The 18,751-nt window shown below is 71.8% G+C and carries 13 protein-coding genes; 9 read left to right on the forward strand and 4 right to left on the reverse strand.

The annotated features are described in order from the left end of the window. The first annotated feature begins 71 nt into the window (after positions 1-71). A complete protein-coding gene (locus tag AMYNI_RS0126750) occupies positions 72-1,664 on the forward strand; it encodes a DAK2 domain-containing protein (RefSeq protein WP_020671148.1) in 1,593 nt (530 codons plus the stop codon). A 1-nt stretch (position 1,665) separates the two neighbouring features. Continuing rightward, on the forward strand, positions 1,666-3,825 hold the full coding sequence (recG, locus tag AMYNI_RS0126755; protein ID WP_020671149.1) for an ATP-dependent DNA helicase RecG: 2,160 nt from the start codon (positions 1,666-1,668) through the stop codon (positions 3,823-3,825). Between the two features lie 6 nt (positions 3,826-3,831). Here the strand turns inward: recG and AMYNI_RS0126760 are convergent, their stop codons facing one another. Together AMYNI_RS0126760 and AMYNI_RS0126765 are read right to left on the reverse strand one after the other, a co-directional pair. Continuing rightward, positions 3,832-5,163 carry a carboxylesterase/lipase family protein gene (locus tag AMYNI_RS0126760; protein ID WP_020671150.1) on the reverse strand — a complete coding sequence of 444 codons (1,332 nt, stop codon included), beginning with the start codon at positions 5,161-5,163 and terminating at the stop codon, positions 3,832-3,834. A 48-nt stretch (positions 5,164-5,211) separates the two neighbouring features. After that, positions 5,212-5,823: a TetR/AcrR family transcriptional regulator gene (locus AMYNI_RS0126765; protein WP_020671151.1), complete on the reverse strand. Its 612-nt coding sequence runs from the start codon at positions 5,821-5,823 to the stop codon at positions 5,212-5,214. Between the two features lie 121 nt (positions 5,824-5,944). Here AMYNI_RS0126765 and AMYNI_RS0126770 point away from each other — a divergent pair, with 121 nt between their 5' ends. From AMYNI_RS0126770 to AMYNI_RS0126800, 7 genes are all read left to right on the forward strand, one after another. Beyond that, positions 5,945-7,807, forward strand: a complete 1,863-nt coding sequence (locus AMYNI_RS0126770; RefSeq protein WP_020671152.1) for a DUF6541 family protein — start codon at positions 5,945-5,947, stop codon at positions 7,805-7,807. Between the two features lie 84 nt (positions 7,808-7,891). After that, entirely contained in the window at positions 7,892-9,121 is a 1,230-nt protein-coding gene (locus AMYNI_RS0126775; protein WP_020671153.1) for an erythromycin esterase family protein, read from the forward strand. A gap of 69 nt (positions 9,122-9,190) precedes the next feature. Then, positions 9,191-10,138: a S8 family peptidase gene (locus AMYNI_RS0126780; protein ID WP_084628713.1), complete on the forward strand. Its 948-nt coding sequence runs from the start codon at positions 9,191-9,193 to the stop codon at positions 10,136-10,138. 150 nt (positions 10,139-10,288) lie between these two features. After that, a complete protein-coding gene (locus AMYNI_RS0126785; RefSeq protein WP_020671155.1) occupies positions 10,289-13,663 on the forward strand; it encodes a pyruvate carboxylase in 3,375 nt (1,124 codons plus the stop codon). 123 nt (positions 13,664-13,786) lie between these two features. After that, entirely contained in the window at positions 13,787-15,322 is a 1,536-nt protein-coding gene (locus AMYNI_RS0126790) for an adenylate/guanylate cyclase domain-containing protein (protein ID WP_020671156.1), read from the forward strand. Next, a complete protein-coding gene (locus AMYNI_RS0126795) occupies positions 15,316-16,152 on the forward strand; it encodes an arginase family protein (RefSeq protein WP_020671157.1) in 837 nt (278 codons plus the stop codon). Before AMYNI_RS0126790 ends, AMYNI_RS0126795 begins: the two co-directional genes overlap by 7 nt. Before the next feature lie 235 nt (positions 16,153-16,387). Further along, complete coding sequence (locus AMYNI_RS0126800; protein WP_020671158.1) at positions 16,388-17,623, forward strand: PucR-like N-terminal domain-containing protein; 1,236 nt, start codon at positions 16,388-16,390, stop codon at positions 17,621-17,623. A gap of 67 nt (positions 17,624-17,690) precedes the next feature. On the opposite strand, the gene AMYNI_RS0126805 is transcribed toward AMYNI_RS0126800, so the two are convergent. Further along, complete coding sequence (locus tag AMYNI_RS0126805) at positions 17,691-18,206, reverse strand: hypothetical protein (protein ID WP_157357490.1); 516 nt, start codon at positions 18,204-18,206, stop codon at positions 17,691-17,693. Next, positions 18,206-18,697: a hypothetical protein gene (locus AMYNI_RS0126810; RefSeq protein ID WP_026360964.1), complete on the reverse strand. Its 492-nt coding sequence runs from the start codon at positions 18,695-18,697 to the stop codon at positions 18,206-18,208. The genes AMYNI_RS0126805 and AMYNI_RS0126810 overlap by 1 nt, the downstream gene beginning before the upstream one ends. Positions 18,698-18,751 lie beyond the last annotated feature (54 nt).

The raw sequence follows: 18,751 nt of genomic DNA on the forward strand, positions 1-18,751 counted from the left end.
TGAAGGCCACCTTCCGCCGGGGCGGTCCGCACGGGGTCGATACCGTGGGCCGATCGGCTAGGAGGTTTCGGGTGCTGGACGCGGCAGCGGTGGCGGCGTGGGCTTCGGCCTGCGTGCACAGCCTGGACGTGCTGCGTCCGGCGATCAACGGGATCAACGTGTACCCGGTGGCCGACTCGGACACCGGCTCCAACCTGCTGCACACCATGACCGGTGCGCGGGACGCGCTGGCTAGGGAAAACACCGAGAGTGCGGTGGACGGGGCAGGGCGGGCGCTGGGCGTGCTGGCCAAGGGCGCGGTGCTGGCCGCCAGGGGCAACTCCGGCGTGATCCTTTCGCAGGTGCTGCGCGGGCTGGCCGAGTCGGTGGACGGCGCGGAGCGGGTCGGCGGCGCCGAACTGGCCGCCGCGCTGGTGCGCGCCGACCGGACGGCCACCGAGGCGGTGGCCAGGCCGGTGGCGGGCACCATGCTCAGCGTGTTGCACGCGGTGGCCGGTGCGGTCGGGGACCACGACGGCTCGCCGGAGGACGTGGCCACCGAGGCGGCGGCCGCGGCGTCCGCCGCGCTGGAGCAGACCCCGCGCCAGCTTCCCGTGCTGGCCTCCGCGGGCGTCGTCGATGCCGGTGGCCGTGGGCTGGTGGCGGTGCTCGACGCGCTCGCCGGGGTGCTCAACGGCACCACGACCGAGCCGTCGCATTCGTGCGAGGCCGTCGCCGGCGCGACGGCCGAAGCCGAGCCGGAGCCGTATGCCTGGGAGGTCATGTACCTGCTCGAGCAGGTCGACGAGCCCGCGCTGCCGGTGCTGCGCCGCGCGCTCAGCGGGCTCGGGGACAGCGTCACGGTGGCCGGGGACGGTGCCGGCGGTCATCTGGTGCACGTGCACTGCGCGGACATCGGCGCGGCCATCGAGGCGGGGCTGGACGCGGGCCGTCCGCGCGGGATCAGGGTGGAGCCGCTGTTCACGCCGCCGCCCGCGGCGGCCGCCGCCGGGGTGGATCGGTCGGTGGCCGCGATGGTGCACGGCGCCCAGCTGGCCGAGCTGCTGCGGGCCGAGGGGGTCGCGGTGCTCGAGGTGCCGGACGGGACGGCGCCGAGCATCGAAGAAATGCTCGGGCTGATCACCGAGGTGCCGGGCGGGCACGTGACCGTGCTGCCCGGTGACGTTGAGCTGACCGCTGCGGCGGACGCTGCCGCCGGGCACGCGATGACCGGGGACCGGGACGTGGTGGTGATTCCGTGCACCTCACCGGTTCAGGTGCTGGCCGCGCTGGCGGTGCACGACGCGGGGCGGCGGGCCAACGACGACGTGGTGGCGATGGCCGAGGCCGCCGCTGCGACCAGGCGCGGGGAGCTGCGGGTGGCGGTGGAGGAGTCGATCACCTGGGTCGGCCGCGTGTACACCGGGGACGCGATCGGGTTCGTGGACGGCGAGGTGGTGGCCATCGAGCCGGCGGAACCGGATCTGGTCGCCGCCGCGATGGACGTGCTGAACCGGATGCTGGCCCTCGGCGGCGAGCTGGTGACCGTGCTGACCGGCGCCGGCGCCCCGGCCGGTATCGAGGACGAGCTGGCGGAACGGCTACACGCCGAGCACCCCGAAATCGAACTGGTGAGCTATCCGAGCGGCCAGAATGGGGTCGTGCTGCTGATCGGGGTGGAGTGACATGACTGTGCTGAGGGACGAGCTGCCCCTGCTGCTCGGCGCGAAGATGGCCAAGGCGCTGGCCGAAGGGCTGAACATCCACACCGTGGCCGATCTGCTGCGGCACTACCCGCGCCGGTACGCCGAGCGCGGCGAGCTGACCGACATCGCCGGGTTGGAGCTCGGTGAGCACGTCACCGTGCTGGCCAAGATCGAGTCGGTGAACAGGCGCCGGATGAAGAGCAAGTACGGCACCATCCTGGAGCTGGTGCTCACCGACGGCAAGCGCAGCCTGTCCTGCGCGTTCTTCAACCAGGCGTGGCGCGAGAAGGAGCTGCAGGTCGGCAAGACCGGCCTGTTCGCCGGCAAGGTGAACGCGTTCCGGAACAAGCTGCAGCTGGCCAACCCGGAGTACGAGCTGCTGGACGCCACCTCCGGTGCGTCCACAATGGACGATTTCCTCGGCGAGATCATCCCGGTCTATCCCGCCGTGCAGGGGGTGAACTCCTGGAGCATCGCCAGGTGCGTGCGGCAGGTGCTGGACACCCTGGAGCGCGAAGAGGACCCGATGCCGGCCGAACTGCTCACGCAGTACGGGCTGGCCGACCTGTTCGACGCGCTGCACGCCATCCACCGCCCGGCCAGCTGGGGGCATCTGGACGAGGCCCGCAAGCGGCTGAAGTGGGACGAAGCGATGGCCGTGCAGCTGATCTTCGCGCAGCGGCGGTTCTCCGCGGTGTCCCGACCGGCCAGGGCCTGCCCGCCCAACGGAGGCGGCCTGCTCGACGCGTTCGACGCGAAGCTGCCCTTCGAGCTGACCGCCGGTCAGCGTGAGGTCGGCGCGAAGATCGCCGAAGAGCTGTCCGTCGAGCATCCGATGAACCGGCTGCTCCAGGGCGAGGTCGGCAGCGGCAAGACGATCGTGGCCCTGCGCGCGATGCTGCAGGTGGTGGACTCCGGGCGGCAGGCCGCGATGCTCGCGCCCACCGAGGTGCTCGCCGCGCAGCACGCCCGGTCCCTGCGGGAGATGCTCGGCGAACTGGCCATGGCCGGTGAGCTTGGCGGCGCCGAGATCGCCACCAAGCTCACCCTGCTGACCGGTTCGATGGGCGCGAAGGAACGCAAGCAGGCGCTGCTGGACACCGCCAGTGGCGCGGCCGGCATCGTGGTCGGCACGCACGCGCTGATCCAGGAAACGGTTTCCTTCGCCGATCTCGGCTTCGTGGTGGTGGACGAGCAGCACCGGTTCGGCGTCGAGCAGCGGGACGCGCTGCGCTCGCGGGGCGCGGACTTCACCAGCCCGCACGTGCTGGTGATGACCGCTACCCCGATCCCGCGCACGGTGGCCATGACCGTGTACGGCGACCTGGAGATCTCGTCGCTGCGCGAGATGCCGGTCGGCCGTTCGCCGATCTCCACCACCGTCGTGCCGGTGGCGGAGAAGCCGGCCTGGCTGGACCGCGTCTGGGGCAGGGTCGCGGAGGAGGTCGGCAAGGGGCACCAGGCCTACGTGGTCTGCCCGCGGATCGGTGACGAACCGCCGTCGGACAAGGGCGGCGGCGACAAGCGGCCCGCGCTGGCCGTGCTCGACGTGGCGCCGGAGCTGGAGGGCGGGCCGCTGGCCGGGCTGCGGATCGGCGTGCTGCACGGCCGGATGCCCAGTGACGACAAGGACAAGGTGATGCGGGCCTTCGCGGCCGGCAAGCTGGACGTGCTGGTGGCCACCACGGTGATCGAGGTCGGCGTGAACGTGCCGAACGCGACCGCGATGGTGATCATGGACGCGGACCGGTTCGGGGTCAGCCAGCTGCACCAGCTGCGCGGCCGGGTCGGGCGTGGTTCGGTGGCCGGGCTGTGCCTGCTCGTCACCGAGGCGCTGGACGGGACCGCGACCAGGGAGCGGCTCGGTGCCGTGGAGTCCACAACGGACGGTTTCGAGCTGTCCCGGCTGGACCTGGAGCTGCGCCGGGAGGGCGACATCCTCGGTGCCGCCCAGTCCGGGAAGCGGTCCACGCTGAAGCTGCTTTCCCTGCTCCGGGACGAGGACGTGATCGCGGAGGCCAGGGACAAGGCGCAGCGGATCGTGGCCGAGGACCCGGCGCTGGGCAGTCACCTCGGCCTGGCGCACCTGGTCGCCGACGTGGTCGATGCCGATCGCGCCGAATACCTCGAAAAGACCTGAGGCTGCTCAGGGCAACGGCGTGGGGGGACGGCCGGGGGTGTGGGCGGGCCAGGTGACGGCGCCGGTGGCGGCGGGGTCGCCGTGCCGGGCGAAGGAAAGCCAGGCCTCGCGCAGGGTGTGGCCCAGCGTCCGCACGGTTTCCCAAGGCGCGTCACCGAGCATCGGCGAGCCGAGCCAGCTTTCCTCGTCACCGAAGAGGAACGGCAGCTCGATGCAGTGGCAGGCGCCGAACCGGCCGTGCGGCGGCCGCCAGCCGAAGCGGTAGGAGTAGACGTTCCCGCCGTTCGCGGCGAGCTCGTCCGCCAGCCGGAGTGACGGGCCCGCGAAGAACCGTTCGGTCAGCGCCGCCTTGGCCGCTGCCACCGGCCGGTCGCCGATCAGCCGCTTCGCCTTGGCGACGGCCGGGTTCGGCTCCAGGAAGGCGTCCAGCTCGTCCGCGGTGGTGCCGATCAGCACGTCGACCTTCCGCGCCGACTCGGCGAGCCGGTCCATGCCGGTGCCGTGGCCGAACGGTGGCGCGCCCGCGGCCGGGGCGAACACCGGCATCGTCCGCAGTCCGGCCGGACCGGCCGCCTTGACCGCGGTGGCCCGCTGGGCGGCGAGCACCCGCTCGATCGGCGCGGTGCGCGGATCGGCGTCCAGCGCGGCCAGGAACCGGGAAGCGGTCTTCGCGGTGGCGGCGGTGTCCATCAGCTTCAGCGCCAGTGGCGCGCTCTGCATGATCGCGCGGTGCAGGAGACCGTCGGCGACCCCGGCGGCCAGCAGACAGGCGATGGACTGCGCGCCGGCGGACTGCCCGAGCACAGTCACGCACTCGGGGTCGCCGCCGAAGGCCGCGATGTTGCGCTGGATCCAGCGCAGTGCGGCCAGTTGGTCCAGCAGGCCGAGATTGCCCGGTGAAACTCCCGGCCGCCGCAGGAAACCGAGCGCGCCGAGCCGGTAGTTGACCCCGGCCACCACCACATCGCCCTGTGCCGCGAGCGCTCGCCCGTCGTACCAGTTCAGCGAGCCGGCGCCGCTGCTGAACGCCCCGCCGTGCAGCCAGACCAGCACCGGACGGCGGCCGGTGGTGCCCGGGGTGGTGATGGTCAGGTTCAGGCAGTCCTCGCCCTGGACCTGTTCGTCGCGCGGCGGTCCCATCACCCCGTCCAGCCTGGACGGCGGCTGCGGGCTGACCTGCCCGTGCTCGGTGGCGTCCAGGACGCCGGGCCAGGCGGGCACCGGCTCCGGCGCGGCGAACCGGCGCGCCGTGGCGTACCGCACGCCTCGGAACGTCAGCACCCCTCCGGCCGCGAGGCCGCGCAACTTTCCGTCCGGCGCTTCCGCTACGGGCTCCATCTGGCCATCGTAGGTCGTGCGTGAAAAGTGTTGCCGGAGGAACACTTTTCACTCACGAGGGCGGAAAGCGCCAGCTTTGGCCGCGATGGCAGCGGTATTGGCCGCCGCGTCGGCGACGGCGAGGTCAACCGGTTCCCTAGTGATGAACAGCCGGTAGAACAACGGCGCCGACGCGGTGCGCAGCACCTCGACCGGGTCGGTGTCCGCGGGCAGCTCGCCGCGTTCGATCGCTCGGTGCACGATTTCGGCGCCGCGCCGGTGCCGGTCGGCGTAGAAGGACTGGAGCGCCTGCGCGCCGCGCTCGGACTGGAAGGCGGCGGAGATCGAGGCGATCGGCAGCGCCGACTCGGCGGGGTCGGTGAAGGACTGCGCGATCAGCCGGGTGAGGGCACGGAGGTCGCCTTCCAGCGAACCGGTGTCCGCGGGCCGCCAGTCGTCTTCGACGGCCAGCGCGAGCGCCTCGGCGACCAGTCCTTCGGCCGAGCCCCAGCGCCGGTACAGCGTGGTCTTGTGCACCCCGGAACGCTCGGCCACCCCTTCCACGGTGAGTCCCTGGTAGCCGTGCGCGGCCAGCTCGTCGAGCGTCGCCCGCAGCGCCGCCAGCCGGTTGCGTTCGGTGCGGCCGCCCGGTCTGCGCTGTCCAGGCTGCTCATCGGTCACTCGGGGCTCCTGTCTCGTTCGTGGCAAGAGGGTAGGCGGTAACCGCCACGAATGGGCGCTGCGCGGCCGGACTGGCCGCCCCTAACGTGGAGGGACTGCCGAACCGAGCCAGGGGGCGTTGATGGCGGGAGTGCTCCTGCTCGTTGCGGTCTTCGGTTTCCTGTGGTTGCCCGGCATGGCGCTGGCCGCCGCGTTGCGCAGGTCCGGCTGGGCGGTGCTGGGCGCCGCACCGGCGGTCACCTTCGGCCTGGCCGGGCTGGCAGGCCCGCTGTTCAGCCTGCTCGGGGTGCCTTGGCGGCCCTGGACTTATCTGACCTTCGTGCTCGCGGTGGTGGCCGTGGTGCTGGTGGTCCGGCTGTCCAGGCCGCGTGCCGGACCGCCGCACGCCGAGCCGGATTCCTGGCATCCCGGCGGGTTCCGGTGGATCGGCACGGCGGTGCTGGTCGCCGCCGCGGCCGGTGCCGCCGCGCTGGTGCTGGGCATGCGCGGCCTGGACGCGGTGTCCCAGATCTGGGACATGAGCTTCCACGGCAACGCGATCAGGTACATCACCGAGACCGGCGACCCCGACCCCGCCGCGCTGGCTGCGATCGTGGACCCCCAGTATCCGCAAGGGTTCTTCTACCCCAACGGTTTCCACCTGCTCGGCTCGCTGGTCCAGTCCGCCACCGGGCGGCCGCCGCCGGAGGTGCTGAACGGCATGGTGGTGGCGGTGGCGACGCTGCTGGTGCCGTTGAGCACCGCCGGTCTGGCTGCCGGGCTCGGCGCGAGGGCCGCTGTGGTGGCCGCGAGCGTCGCGGTGAGCACCACCTTCACCAACTTTCCCTACCAGCTTTGGAGTTACGGCGGGCTGTACCCGTACACCCTGGCGCTGTGCCTGGTCGGCCCGGCGCTCGCGCTGGTCGTGCGCTGGCTGAAGACCGGCGACCTGGCCACCCTGGTGCTCGCCGTGTCCGCCGCGAGCGGGGTGCTGGTGGTCCATCCCAGCGCGGCCTTCGTGCTGGCCGTGTTCCTCGCACTGGTGCTGCTGCTGCGAGATCGCGGTGCGTTTCCGTTGCACTGGCCGCGGTTCGCCGCGCTGGCCGGGCTGAGTCTGGCGCTGCTGCTGCCGACGCTGGCCGGCCTGCTCCGGGTGACCCCGAAAGTGGCCGGTTTCCAGCCGTTCTGGGCGGCGAGCAGTGACGGTTGGACGGCGCTTGGCCGGTTGTTCACCCTCGGTGGGGTGGTGCCGCAGCCGGGGGAGGCGACCGCGCCGCCGCAGTGGGTGCTGGCGGTGCTGGTGTTCGGCGGGCTGGCGCTGCTGCTGCGGGACAGGGCCTGGCGCTGGGTGGCCGTCGCGATGCTGGTCTTCGGTGCGCTGTACGTGCTGTCGGTGGCCACCGACCATCCGGTGACCAGGATGCTGGCCGCGCCGTGGTGGAACGACAGCTTCCGGCTGGTCGCCGTGCTGCCGATGGTCGGCGCGGTCGCGGCGGGCTTCGCGCTGGACGCGGTCCGCCGCCGGTTCGGCGGCTGGCAGCCGGCGCTGGTGCTGCTGGCCGGGTACCTCGGGGCGACCGGCGGGTATGTGGCCACGAACGCCGAGCGGGTCCGCGGCGTCTACCAGCCCGGCCCGGTCACCGGGGACGTGCTCGCCGGGATGCGCCGGCTCGAGGAGCTGGTGCCGCCGGGCACCGGGGTGATGAACGACAACGGCGACGGCAGCACCTGGACCTACGGGCTGGTCGGGCGGCCGACCGTGGTGCCGTACTTCGGCAACTTTCCGGCGGGCTCGGACCGGGCGGTCCTGCTCGCGCGGTTCGACGAGCTCGCCACCGACGACGCCGTCCGGGAGCTGGTGCGCAAGTACAACATCGGATACGCGGTCGTCGCGGCGCCGATGCTCTACGGCAAGGAGCGGGTGCCGGGGCTGCGGGAACTGGACGGCCCGGCGTTCCGGCTGGTCTATGCGAACCCCGGTTTCCGGATCTACCGGCTGAGCTGAAGTCACTTGCCACCCCGCTCGCGTCCGTGTACAACTACTGCAACTCATGTTGCATTAGTATCGACGCACAGGCAAGGGGAGCGCATGGCCCGGATCGGGTTCGCCGAGATCCATCCGCTGGACGGGCTCGAACCGCTCGCCGCCATGATCGGCGACGCGCGGATCGTGGCGATCGGCGAGAACAACCACCACATCAAGGAGTTCGGCGAGTTCCGCGGCCGGGTGCTGCGCTTCCTGGTCGAGCGGCTGGGCTTCCGGGTGCTGGGCTTCGAGTCCGGTTTCGCCGAGGGCGCGCTGGTCGACGACTGGATCCGCGGCGGACCGGGCGAGGTCGAGCGGGTCGGCCGGGACGGTTTCACCTTCACCCTCGGCGAATCCCCCGAGATGCACGAGATGCTCGGCTGGATGCGCGCGCACAACGAGGCCGGCGGTGATCTCCGGTTCGCCGGGCTGGACCTGCCCAGCTCGGCGGGCTCGCCGGCACCGGCGCTGCGTGCGGTGCGGGCGTACCTGTCCGACGTGGACCCGGCCGCGGTGTCCCTTGTGGACAGGGCGAGCGCCGCGACCGAGCCGTATGCGGCGGTGAGCAGCGCGGGCTCGCCCGCCAAGTACGCGGCACTGCCGGAGGCGGGCCGCCACGCCGCCACCGCGGCGCTCGCCCTGCTGGTCGCCCAGCTGGACGCGCTGGCTCCGGTCTACCGGCCGCGCGCGGGTGCCGTCGCGCATGCCGTCGCCCGGCACCACGCGCTCGGCGCGCTGCGGGTGGACGGCTACCAGCGGGAGATCACCGAGCTGATGGACGGCACCGCGCCCGCCGTGCAGGGCGCGTCCAGGGATACCTACATGGCCTCGACCGTGCGCCTGCTGCGGGAGCTGCACGGGGACGCCAGGATCGTGCTGATGCTCCACAACGGACACTTGCAGCGCACGCCGATGTCGATGACGCCGGGCAGCTCCGCGCCGATGGCGGGCGCGCATCTGGCCGAGGAGTTCGGCGCGGACTACTTCGCACTCGGCGTGACGGCCGGCGCGGGGTACACCACCGGGCTCACGCCGGACGAGCAGGCCAGGCTCGGGTTCCGGGTGCACGAGGAGGAGCTCGCCGCGCCGGCCGAAGGCGGCGTCGAGCACGCCATGGCCGGGCACGGCCCGAGCCTGCTGGACCTGCGCGCTGCGAAGGAGGACACCGGCGGACCGGTCGGTATCCGGCACGCCGGCCTCACGTCCGAAGTGGACGTGGCACGGGCGTTCGACGCGCTCGCCTACTTCCCGGAGTCCCACGTCAGCGCGCTGGTGGCCGACGGCGCTCGGTGAAGAGTCCGGACAGGACACAAGACCCGATCGTGATCTTGTTTTCCGCGGCGCCCCGGATAACGCTTGATCATGGTTTTTCGCGTGACGAAAGCATTGGGCACGGTGCTGGCGGCGGGGCTGCTGGTGTTCGGATCGACCGAGGCGGGCGCAGCCGGTGCGGCGGGTGAGATCGACGGCGGGGAGCAGGCCAACCCGCCGAGCGCCGGGTTGGACCGGATCGACCAGCGCAGCGGGCGGGACCAGTTCTATCGCTACGAAACGCTGGCCGAGCAGGCGACCGTGTACGTGATCGACACCGGCATCGACGCGAAACATCCGGACTTCGGTGGCCGGGTGCAGCTCGGCAGGGACTTCGTGGACACCCGGAACGTGGCCGCCTCGGACGGGAACGGGCACGGCACCCATCTGGCCGGGATCGCCGGCGGTACCAGGTTCGGCGTGGCCAAGGGCGTCAAGCTGGTGTCCGTCCGGGTACTCGACGACGGCGGCACCGGTGCTACCGAGAGCATCATCGCCGGTATCGACTGGGTGACGCAGAACGCGCGGCAGCCCGCGGTCGCCCTGCTGGGCATCGCCGGGGCCGGCAACGAGCAGCTCGACCAGGCGGTGCGGAACCTGGCCGCGGTGATGCCGGTGGCGGTACCCGCCGGCGGCGAGGGCGCGGACGCCGCCGCCACCTCCCCGGCGCGAGTGCCGGAGGCGCTGACCGTTGGCAGCAGCGACAGCCAGGACCGCGTCCCCACCTCCGCCAACTTCGGCCAGCTGGTCGACCTGTTCGCGCCAGGCGTGGAGATCCCGTCCCCCGCCGCGAACGGCCCCGGCTCCTCGGTGCTCTCCGGCACCTCGATGGCTGCCGCCCACGTGGCTGGCGCGGCCGCCCTGTACCGCGCGCTGCACCCGGAAGCCACGCCCGCCGATGTCGGTGCCGCCCTCGTCGAGCGCTCGACCAAGGACGCGTTGACCGGCCTGCCCGAAGGCACCCCGAACCGACTGCTCTACACCCTGCCCACCGGCTGACGCCCGGTACGCACCGAGCAGGTCCAGGCAGGTCGGCCGCAACCCGGCCAGGTCATGACGTCCATCACCTGATACTGAACTCCCGTCCAGCGGGAGGCGCACGGTAACGTCCCTGGCCTACCGATCTCCTACGTTAGGGAAGGACCGGGGATGTTCCGCAAGGTGCTAGTCGCCAACCGCGGCGAGATCGCGATCCGCGCGTTCCGCGCCGGCTATGAGCTCGGTGCCGGGACTGTGGCGGTGTTCCCGCACGAGGACCGAAACTCGTTGCACCGGCTCAAGGCCGACGAGGCATACGAGATCGGCGAGCAGGGCCACCCGGTGCGGGCCTACCTGTCGGTCGAGGAGATCGTGCGGGCCGCGAAGAAGGCCGGCGCGGACGCGGTCTACCCCGGTTACGGCTTCCTTTCCGAGAACCCCGACCTGGCACTGGCCTGCGAGGAAGCGGGCATCACCTTCGTCGGGCCGAGCGCGCAGATCCTGGAACTGACCGGCAACAAGGCCCGCGCGGTCGCCGCGGCGAAGGCGGCGGGCGTACCGGTACTCGGCTCCTCGGAGCCGTCCAGCGACGTGGACGCGCTGGTCGAGGCGGCCGAAGAGGTCGGCTTCCCGGTGTTCGTCAAGGCGGTCGCCGGTGGTGGTGGCCGCGGCATGCGCCGGGTGGAGAACCGCGAGAGCCTGCGCGAGTCGATCGAAGCGGCCGCCCGCGAGGCGGAATCCGCCTTCGGTGACGCCACCGTCTTCCTGGAGAAGGCCGTGGTCAACCCGCGTCACATCGAGGTGCAGATCCTCGCCGACGGTGAAGGCAACGTGATCCATCTCTACGAGCGCGACTGCTCGGTGCAGCGGCGGCACCAGAAGGTGGTCGAGCTGGCCCCGGCGCCGAACCTGGACCCCGAGCTGCGGGACCGGATCTGCGCGGACGCGGTCGCCTTCGCGCGCAAGATCGGCTACCGCAACGCCGGCACCGTGGAGTTCCTGGTCGACGTCGACGGCAACCACGTGTTCATCGAGATGAACCCGCGGATCCAGGTGGAGCACACGGTGACCGAAGAGGTGACCGATGTGGACCTGGTGCAGTCGCAGCTGCGGATCGCGGCCGGGCAGACGCTGCCCGAGCTCGGCCTGACCCAGGACCGGATCTATTTGCGCGGTGCGGCGCTGCAGTGCCGCATCACCACCGAGGATCCGGCCAACGGCTTCCGCCCGGACACCGGCATGATCAGCGCCTACCGCTCGCCGGGCGGCTCCGGGGTCCGCCTCGACGGCGGCACCGCCTTCTCCGGCACCGAGATCAGCGCGCACTTCGACTCGCTGCTGGTCAAGCTGACCTGCCGCGGCCGCGACCTGGAGACCGCGGTCGGCCGCGCCCGGCGCGCGGTCGCCGAGTTCCGGATCCGCGGGGTGGCCACCAACATCCCGTTCCTGCAGGCGGTGCTGGACGACGAGGACTTCCGGGCGGGCAGGGTGACCACCTCGTTCATCGAGGAGCGCCCGCACCTGCTGACCGCCAGGCACTCCGCGGACCGCGGCACCCGACTGCTCACCTATCTGGCCGACACCACGGTGAACAAGCCGCACGGCGAGCGGCCCCGGCTGATCAGCCCGCTGGAGAAGCTGCCGAAGCTGCCCGAAGGCGCTCCGCCCGCCGGCAGCAAGCAGAAGCTCACCGAGCTCGGCCCGGAGGGGTTCGCCCGCTGGCTGCGGGAGTCGCCGACCCTCGCGGTCACCGACACCACGTTCCGCGACGCGCACCAGTCGCTGCTGGCCACCAGGGTCCGCACCAAGGACCTGCTGGCGGTGGCGCCGGTGGTCGCGCGCACCGCGTCCGAGCTGTTCTCGCTGGAGTGCTGGGGCGGCGCGACCTACGACGTGGCGCTGCGCTTCCTCGCCGAGGATCCGTGGGAGCGGCTGGCCGCGCTGCGCGAGGCGGTGCCGAACATCTGCCTGCAGATGCTGCTGCGCGGCCGGAACACGGTGGGCTACACGCCCTACCCGACCGAGGTGACCAGTGCCTTCGTCGAGGAGGCCACCGCCACCGGGATCGACATCTTCCGGATCTTCGACGCGCTCAACGACGTGGAGCAGATGCGCCCCGCGATCGAGGCGGTGCGGGAGACCGGTTCCGCGGTGGCCGAGGTGGCGCTCTGCTACACCTCGGACCTCTCGGACCCGGCCGAGAAGCTGTACACATTGGACTACTACCTGAAGCTGGCCGAGCAGATCGTCGGTGCCGGGGCCCATGTGCTGGCCATCAAGGACATGGCCGGACTGCTGCGCGCGCCGGCCGCGGTCCGGCTGGTCACCGCGCTGCGCAAGGAGTTCGACCTGCCGGTGCACATCCACACGCACGACACCCCCGGCGGTCAGCTGGCCACCTACATGGCGGCGGTGCGGGCCGGGGCGGACGCGGTGGACGGGGCGGTCGCGTCCATGTCCGGCACCACCTCGCAGCCCTCGCTGTCCGCGATCGTGGCCGCCACCGACTACTCGGACCGGCCGACCGGGCTCGACCTGGGGGCCATCGGCGACCTGGAGCCGTACTGGGAGATCGTGCGCAAGATCTACGCGCCGTTCGAAGCCGGCCTTGCCTCACCGACCGGGCGCGTCTACCACCACGAGATCCCCGGTGGTCAGCTGTCCAACCTGCGTACACAGGCGATCGCGCTCGGCCTCGGCGACCGGTTCACCGACATCGAGGCGATGTACGCCGCGGCGGACAAGATCCTCGGCCATCTTGTCAAGGTCACCCCTTCGTCCAAAGTGGTCGGTGACCTGGCGCTGCACCTGGTCGGCGCCGGGGTCTCCCCGGAGGAGTTCGAGGCGGAGCCCAACAGGTTCGACATCCCGGACTCGGTGATCGGCTTCCTGCGCGGCGACCTCGGCGACCCGCCCGGCGGCTGGCCGGAGCCGTTCCGCAGCAGGGCGCTGCAGGGCAGGGCCGATCCGAAGCCGGTGCAGGAACTGTCCGAAGAGGACAGGAACGCGCTGGCCGATGACCGGCGCGGCGCGCTCAACCGGCTGCTGTTCCCCGGGCCGACGAAGGAGTTCGAGACGCACCGGGAGACCTACGGCGACACCAGTGTGCTGCCCAGCAAGGACTTCTTCTACGGCCTGCGCCCCGGCGAGGAGTACCAGGTCGATCTGGAGCCCGGCGTCCGGCTGCTGATCGAGCTCGAGGCCATCGGCGAGGCCGACGAGCGCGGTATGCGCACGGTGATGTCCAGCCTGAACGGCCAGCTGCGGCCGATCCAGGTGCGCGACACCTCCATCGCCTCGGACATCCCCAGCACCGAGAAGGCGGACAAGGCCAACCCGAAGCAGGTCGCCGCGCCGTTCGCCGGCGTGGTCACCCTGCAGGTCGGCGAGGGCGACGAGGTGTCCGCCGGTGCCACCGTGGCGACCATCGAGGCGATGAAGATGGAGGCCGCGATCACCGCGCCGGAGGGCGGCAAGGTGGGCAGGCTGGCCATCACCTCCGTGCAGCAGGTGGAAGGCGGCGATCTGCTGCTCGTACTGGAGTGACAACTTTCGCACTGACCGGGGGACGCTTTTGGTGCGCAAGCTGCGCCGAAAGCGTCCCTCGGTGCTTATCGGGCGACGAAGGCGTCGTTCGGCGCCGGCAGACCCTAGGGTGACCAGGTGACGATGAAGCCCTATGGCTCGTGGTTGCTCGGTTCGGCGGACGAGCGCGACGAGGTACTGCGGATACGCGTGCAGGTGCTGCTGACCGGGTCGCTGGTGCTGGCCAACGTGATCGGCGCCGGGATCGTGGTCGCCCTGATCACCATGGTGATCCCGGGGCCCAGTGTGTTCGTGCCCGAGTTCGCGCTGATCAACTTCGTGGCGGTGCCGGGCTACGTGCTGCTGGCCTTGCTGGTCGGGATCTTCTGGGGCACCAGGCGGGCGGTGCGGACCCTGCGCTGGGCCTTCGACGACGATGACAGCCCGCCGACCGAGCAGGAGCGGCTGGCCACCCTCCGCGTGCCGTGGCGGCTGACCAGGATGCAGGCACTGCTGTGGTTCGTGGCGACCGTGCTGTTCTCCGTGCCGTATGCGCTGCGGTTGCCGGACGCGGTCTTCAAGGTGGCCTTCACCGTCGGCTTCGCGGGCATTGTGGTGTGCGCCAACGCTTATCTGCTCAGCGAGTTCGCGTTGCGGCCGATCGCGGCCAGGGCGCTGTCCAGCGGCCCGTCGCTGGAACGGCGGCTGGTCTCCGCGCTGGGCCTGCGCATTCTGCTCGCCTGGGTGCTCGGTTCCGGGGTGCCGGTGGCCGGGCTGATGCTGGTGGCGATCTTCGCGCTGATCCGGGGCACCGTGTCGAGCACCCAGCTCTCCGTCACGATTCTGGCGCTCGGGCTGGCCACCCTGCTCTTCGGCTTCCTGGTGATGGTGTTCATGGTCCGGGCGACCACCGCGCCGGTGCGCACCGTGCGCGCGGCGCTGGCCAGGGTGCAGCGCGGCAGGCTGGACACCGAGGTGGTGGTGTTCGACGGTACCGAGCTGGGGCTGCTGCAGTCCGGGTTCAACCGGATGGTCGAGGGCCTGCGGGAGCGGGAGCGGATCCGCGACCTGTTCGGCAGGCACGTCGGGCACGAGGTGGTGCGGGAGGCGCTCTCGCGGCGGATCGAGCTCGGCGGCGAGCTGCGCGAGGTCGGCGTGCTGTTCGTGGACGTGATCGGGTCGACCACGCTGGCCGCGACCAGGCCGCCGGCCGAGGTGGTGGACCTGCTCAACCGGTTCTTCGCGGTGGTGGTCGCCGAGGTGCACGCCTGCGGTGGCATGGTGAACAAGTTCGAGGGCGACGCCGCGCTGGCGGTGTTCGGCGCGCCGGCCGAGGTGGACGACCCGGCAGGGCGGGCGCTGGCGGCGGCGCGCGCGATGGGACGGCGGCTGGCCGAAGAGGTGACCGAATGCGAGGCCGGGGTCGGCGTGTCCTTCGGGGCCACCGTTGCCGGGAACATCGGCGCGGAGAGCCGGTTCGAGTACACCGTGATCGGTGACCCGGTGAACGAGGCCGCGCGGCTGACCGAGCTGTCCAAGTCGGTGCCCGGCCGGGTGGTCGCTTCGATGCGCGCGGTGGAGCAGGCGGATGCCGCGGAGGCGGACCGGTGGCGCGGCACCGAGGAGACGGTCCTGCGCGGGCGTACCGAACCGACCCGGCTGGCGGTGCCGTCGTGCTGATCAACGCCGTGCCGCAGCGCCTCGGCGCGCTGAGCCCGCGGGCGGGCGAACTGCCGGACGGTTGCCGTGCGCTGGCCGCGCTGGCGTCGGAGGTGCTCGGGGAGCCGGTGCACGAGGTGGCCACCGGTGCCACCGGATCCTCCACTGTGGACGGTGTGGCGAACAGGGCGGCGCTGGTGCGGGACCGGGCCGCGCAGCTGAGCGCGCTGGAGGCGCCGGGCGGCCCGGTGCTGACCATCGGCGGCGACTGCGGGGTGGAGCTGGTGCCGCTCGGGGTGGCCAGGTACCGCCACGGGGACGGCCTCGGCGCCGTCTGGTTCGACGCGCACCCGGACCTGAACACCGCGGCCACCTCACCGTCCGGCGCGTTCCACGGCATGGTGCTGCGCTCCCTGTTCGGCGAGGGGGACGCCGAGTTCGCGGCCGCCCCGGCACTGGCGCCAGGGCGCGCGGTGCTGGTCGGCACCCGTTCCTTCGACCCGGCCGAACGCGCCGCGGTGGACGCCGGGCTGGCCGGGCACGTACCGGTGGCGGACGCGGCTGATCCGGGCCGGATCGTCGACGGAGTCCGCGAAAGCGGGGCGGACAAGCTTTATCTGCATCTCGATCTCGACGTGCTCGATCCGGCCGAGTTCGGCGGGCTGAACTATCCGGAGCCGGGTGGAATGACCATCGCGGAACTGCTCGCCGCGCTGGACGCGCTTTCCGGTTTCGAGATCGTCGGCGCCGGGATCACCGAATGCGTGGCCACCGGCCGTGCCGAGCTTTCCGCGCTGGTGCCGGTGCTGGAGGTACTGGGTGGGCTGATCGGCGGCCACCCGCGGGGGTGAGCCCGAACAGCGCATCGGTGAGTGGTTTTCCGGCCACCGCGCGGCCGATTGTCAGCATGGTGCAGCACCGTGCCGTTTCTTTGTCACGGCTGCGACAAGAAATCGGTGTGCCTTCGTCTCGGTGACACGTTCGAGGCTAGTTTTCCGATGTGTCGGGTGTCACCCCGCGATGCTGCGGGGTGGGGTCATTTCCGCCTGGGGCGGAGGTGGTCCCAGGCGGAGCAAAGGAGCTGCGATGACGGCCGAGCGCGGACTTGACGGCGTGCTGACTCCGGTGGCCCTTCCGCGGCGGCTGGCCGACATCCTGCGGCCGGAGCTGGCCAGCCTGGCCGCCGAGATCGTGGAGGAGATCCGCGCGACCATTCCCGCCTACGCGCGGCCGCTGGAAGGTCCCTACGGCAAGGCGATCCGGGCCGGGGTGGAGTACGCGATCACCCTGTTCGTCGAACAGATCGCCGATCCCACCGTCTCCAAGGAGGAGTCGCACGACGTGCACCACCGGCTCGGCCAGAACGAGATGCGGGCCGGCCGGAGCCTGGACACCCTGCAGGCCGCCTACCGGGTCGGCGCCAGGGTCTCCTGGCGGCGGATCATGCGGGTGGGCAGGCGCAGCGGGTTCTCCTCGGCGGTGATGTCCCAGCTGGCCGACGCGATGCTGGCGTTCATGGACGAGCTGGCTTCGGTCGCGCTGGACGGCTATCTGGAGGCCAAGGCGAGCACCGCGGGCGCGCTGGAAACCTGGCGGCGGCGGTTGCTCCAGCTGATCCTGGAGACCCCGCCCGCGCCGAGGAAGGCGATCGACGAGCTGGCCCAGCTGACCGGCTGGGCGCTCCCGGCCGAAGTGGTGCTGATCGCGGTCCGGCCGCTGTCCGGCGCCGGGCCGCGGCGCGGGCATTCGCTGCTGGGCACCGAGGTGCTGGCCGAACTCGACGGCGCCGAGCCGCATCTGCTGGTGCCCGGCGAGACGAGCGGTTCCCGGCTGGCCACCGTGGGGGCCACCATGCCGGACTGCCGGCTGGCGATCGGCCCTGCCGTGCCGCCGGAGGCCGCCGCGGACTCCCTGCGCTGGGCCCGCCGGGCGCTGGTGCTGGCCGATCGCGGGGTGCTGCCGGGGCGGCGGGTGCTGCGCTGCGACGAGCACCTGGCCACGCTGCTGCTGCACGCCGACGACGGCTTGGTGGACCGGTTGCGCCAGCGCGTGTTCGCGCCGCTGGCCGAGCTCACCGCGAAACAGCGGGACCGGCTGATCGAGACCTTGCGTGCCTGGCTGGACGCGCAGGGCAGCGTGCTGGACGTGGCCGCCGGCCTGAAGGTGCACCCGCAGACCGTGCGGTACCGGATGCGGCAGCTGCAGGCGGCCTTCGGCGACCGGCTGGACGACCCGGTGCTGCGCTTCGAGATGGAACTCGTGCTGCGCACGGAGTCCCGCGGAACCGTCCTGCTCGGCAACTTCCCCGACCTTTGTCCGTGAAGGGCACCTTCCCTACCTTGAAGGTAGGCAAGGTGCCCTTCACGGACGAACGGTGTGAGGCCGGGGGCTAGCGGGGGACGAGGGTGGTGATGACCCAGCGGTCGTCCTGGTGGTGTGCGGTGACCGAGAGCTGGGACGCGGCCGCGTTGGTGGTGTTGTCCGACGCGCGCACGGCGGACTGGTCGAGGAAGACGAGCAGTTGGGCGTCGTCCCCGGTCAGCGACTGCACGGCCGAGTTGACCACCCGCGTGGTGAGCACGAGTTTCTGTTGCGGCGCAAGGGTTCGCACCTGGGCGAAGAGCTGGTTGTAGGTGTTCAGCGCATCGCCGCGCAGTGCTTCCGCGGCCGCCTTCTCGGTGACCTCGGTCTTGTCGAAGGAGTACGAGAAGATCTTGTTCAGCGAGTTCGTGACCGACGCGCTGACCTCCGCGGTGCGGGCGGCGTCGAGTTGCGCGCGGTTGTCGGAGCCTTCGAAGGAGCCGGCGGCGTTCGCCTCGACGGCGAACCAGGTGCCGAGCCCGGCGAGCAGCACGGCGAGGCCGAGGAGCAGGGCGGGCAGCTTTTCCCGGGTCGGTGCGCGCATCATGCCCCCATCGGAACCTGGTCGAGTGCGCTCAGCTTCCAGCCGCCGTCGGTCCGGGTGAGCCCGGCCGCGAACCGGTTGCGCTTGGTGGTGGGCGCGGCGCCTTCCTTGGCGAGGGTGATCTCCACCGACGCCAGCATCTTCGCGGTACCGGCACGCGTGTCCAGCTCGCTGATCGCGGCGTCCAGCACCTTCCCGGTGGCCACCGTGCCGCCCTGCGCCAAGGTTTTCCTGGTGTTCTCGTCGGTGGCGGCGAGCCTGTCCCGCAGCGCGCCGGTGGAGGAGTCCACCCAGCGCGCGATGCCCTGGTCGACCTGGTGGTAGTCCAGGCTGCTCAGCTCGGCGACCTGGGTCCGCCCGGCGTCGAGCACTTCACCGCGGGTCCTGGCGTAGCCGAGCGCATCGTCGTTCGCGGCGCGCAGCCAGGAAACCCCGAACCAGCAGGCGAAGGCCGCGGTGGCCGCGACCAGCGCGATCGACAGTCCGAGCAAGCGTTTGCGCCGCCGTGGGGGCTCTTCGGCGGCAGTGTCCTCGACGGCGACTTC

Origin of the sequence: Amycolatopsis nigrescens CSC17Ta-90, from assembly GCF_000384315.1 — a bacterium.
GTDB classification, from domain to species: domain Bacteria; phylum Actinomycetota; class Actinomycetes; order Mycobacteriales; family Pseudonocardiaceae; genus Amycolatopsis; species Amycolatopsis nigrescens.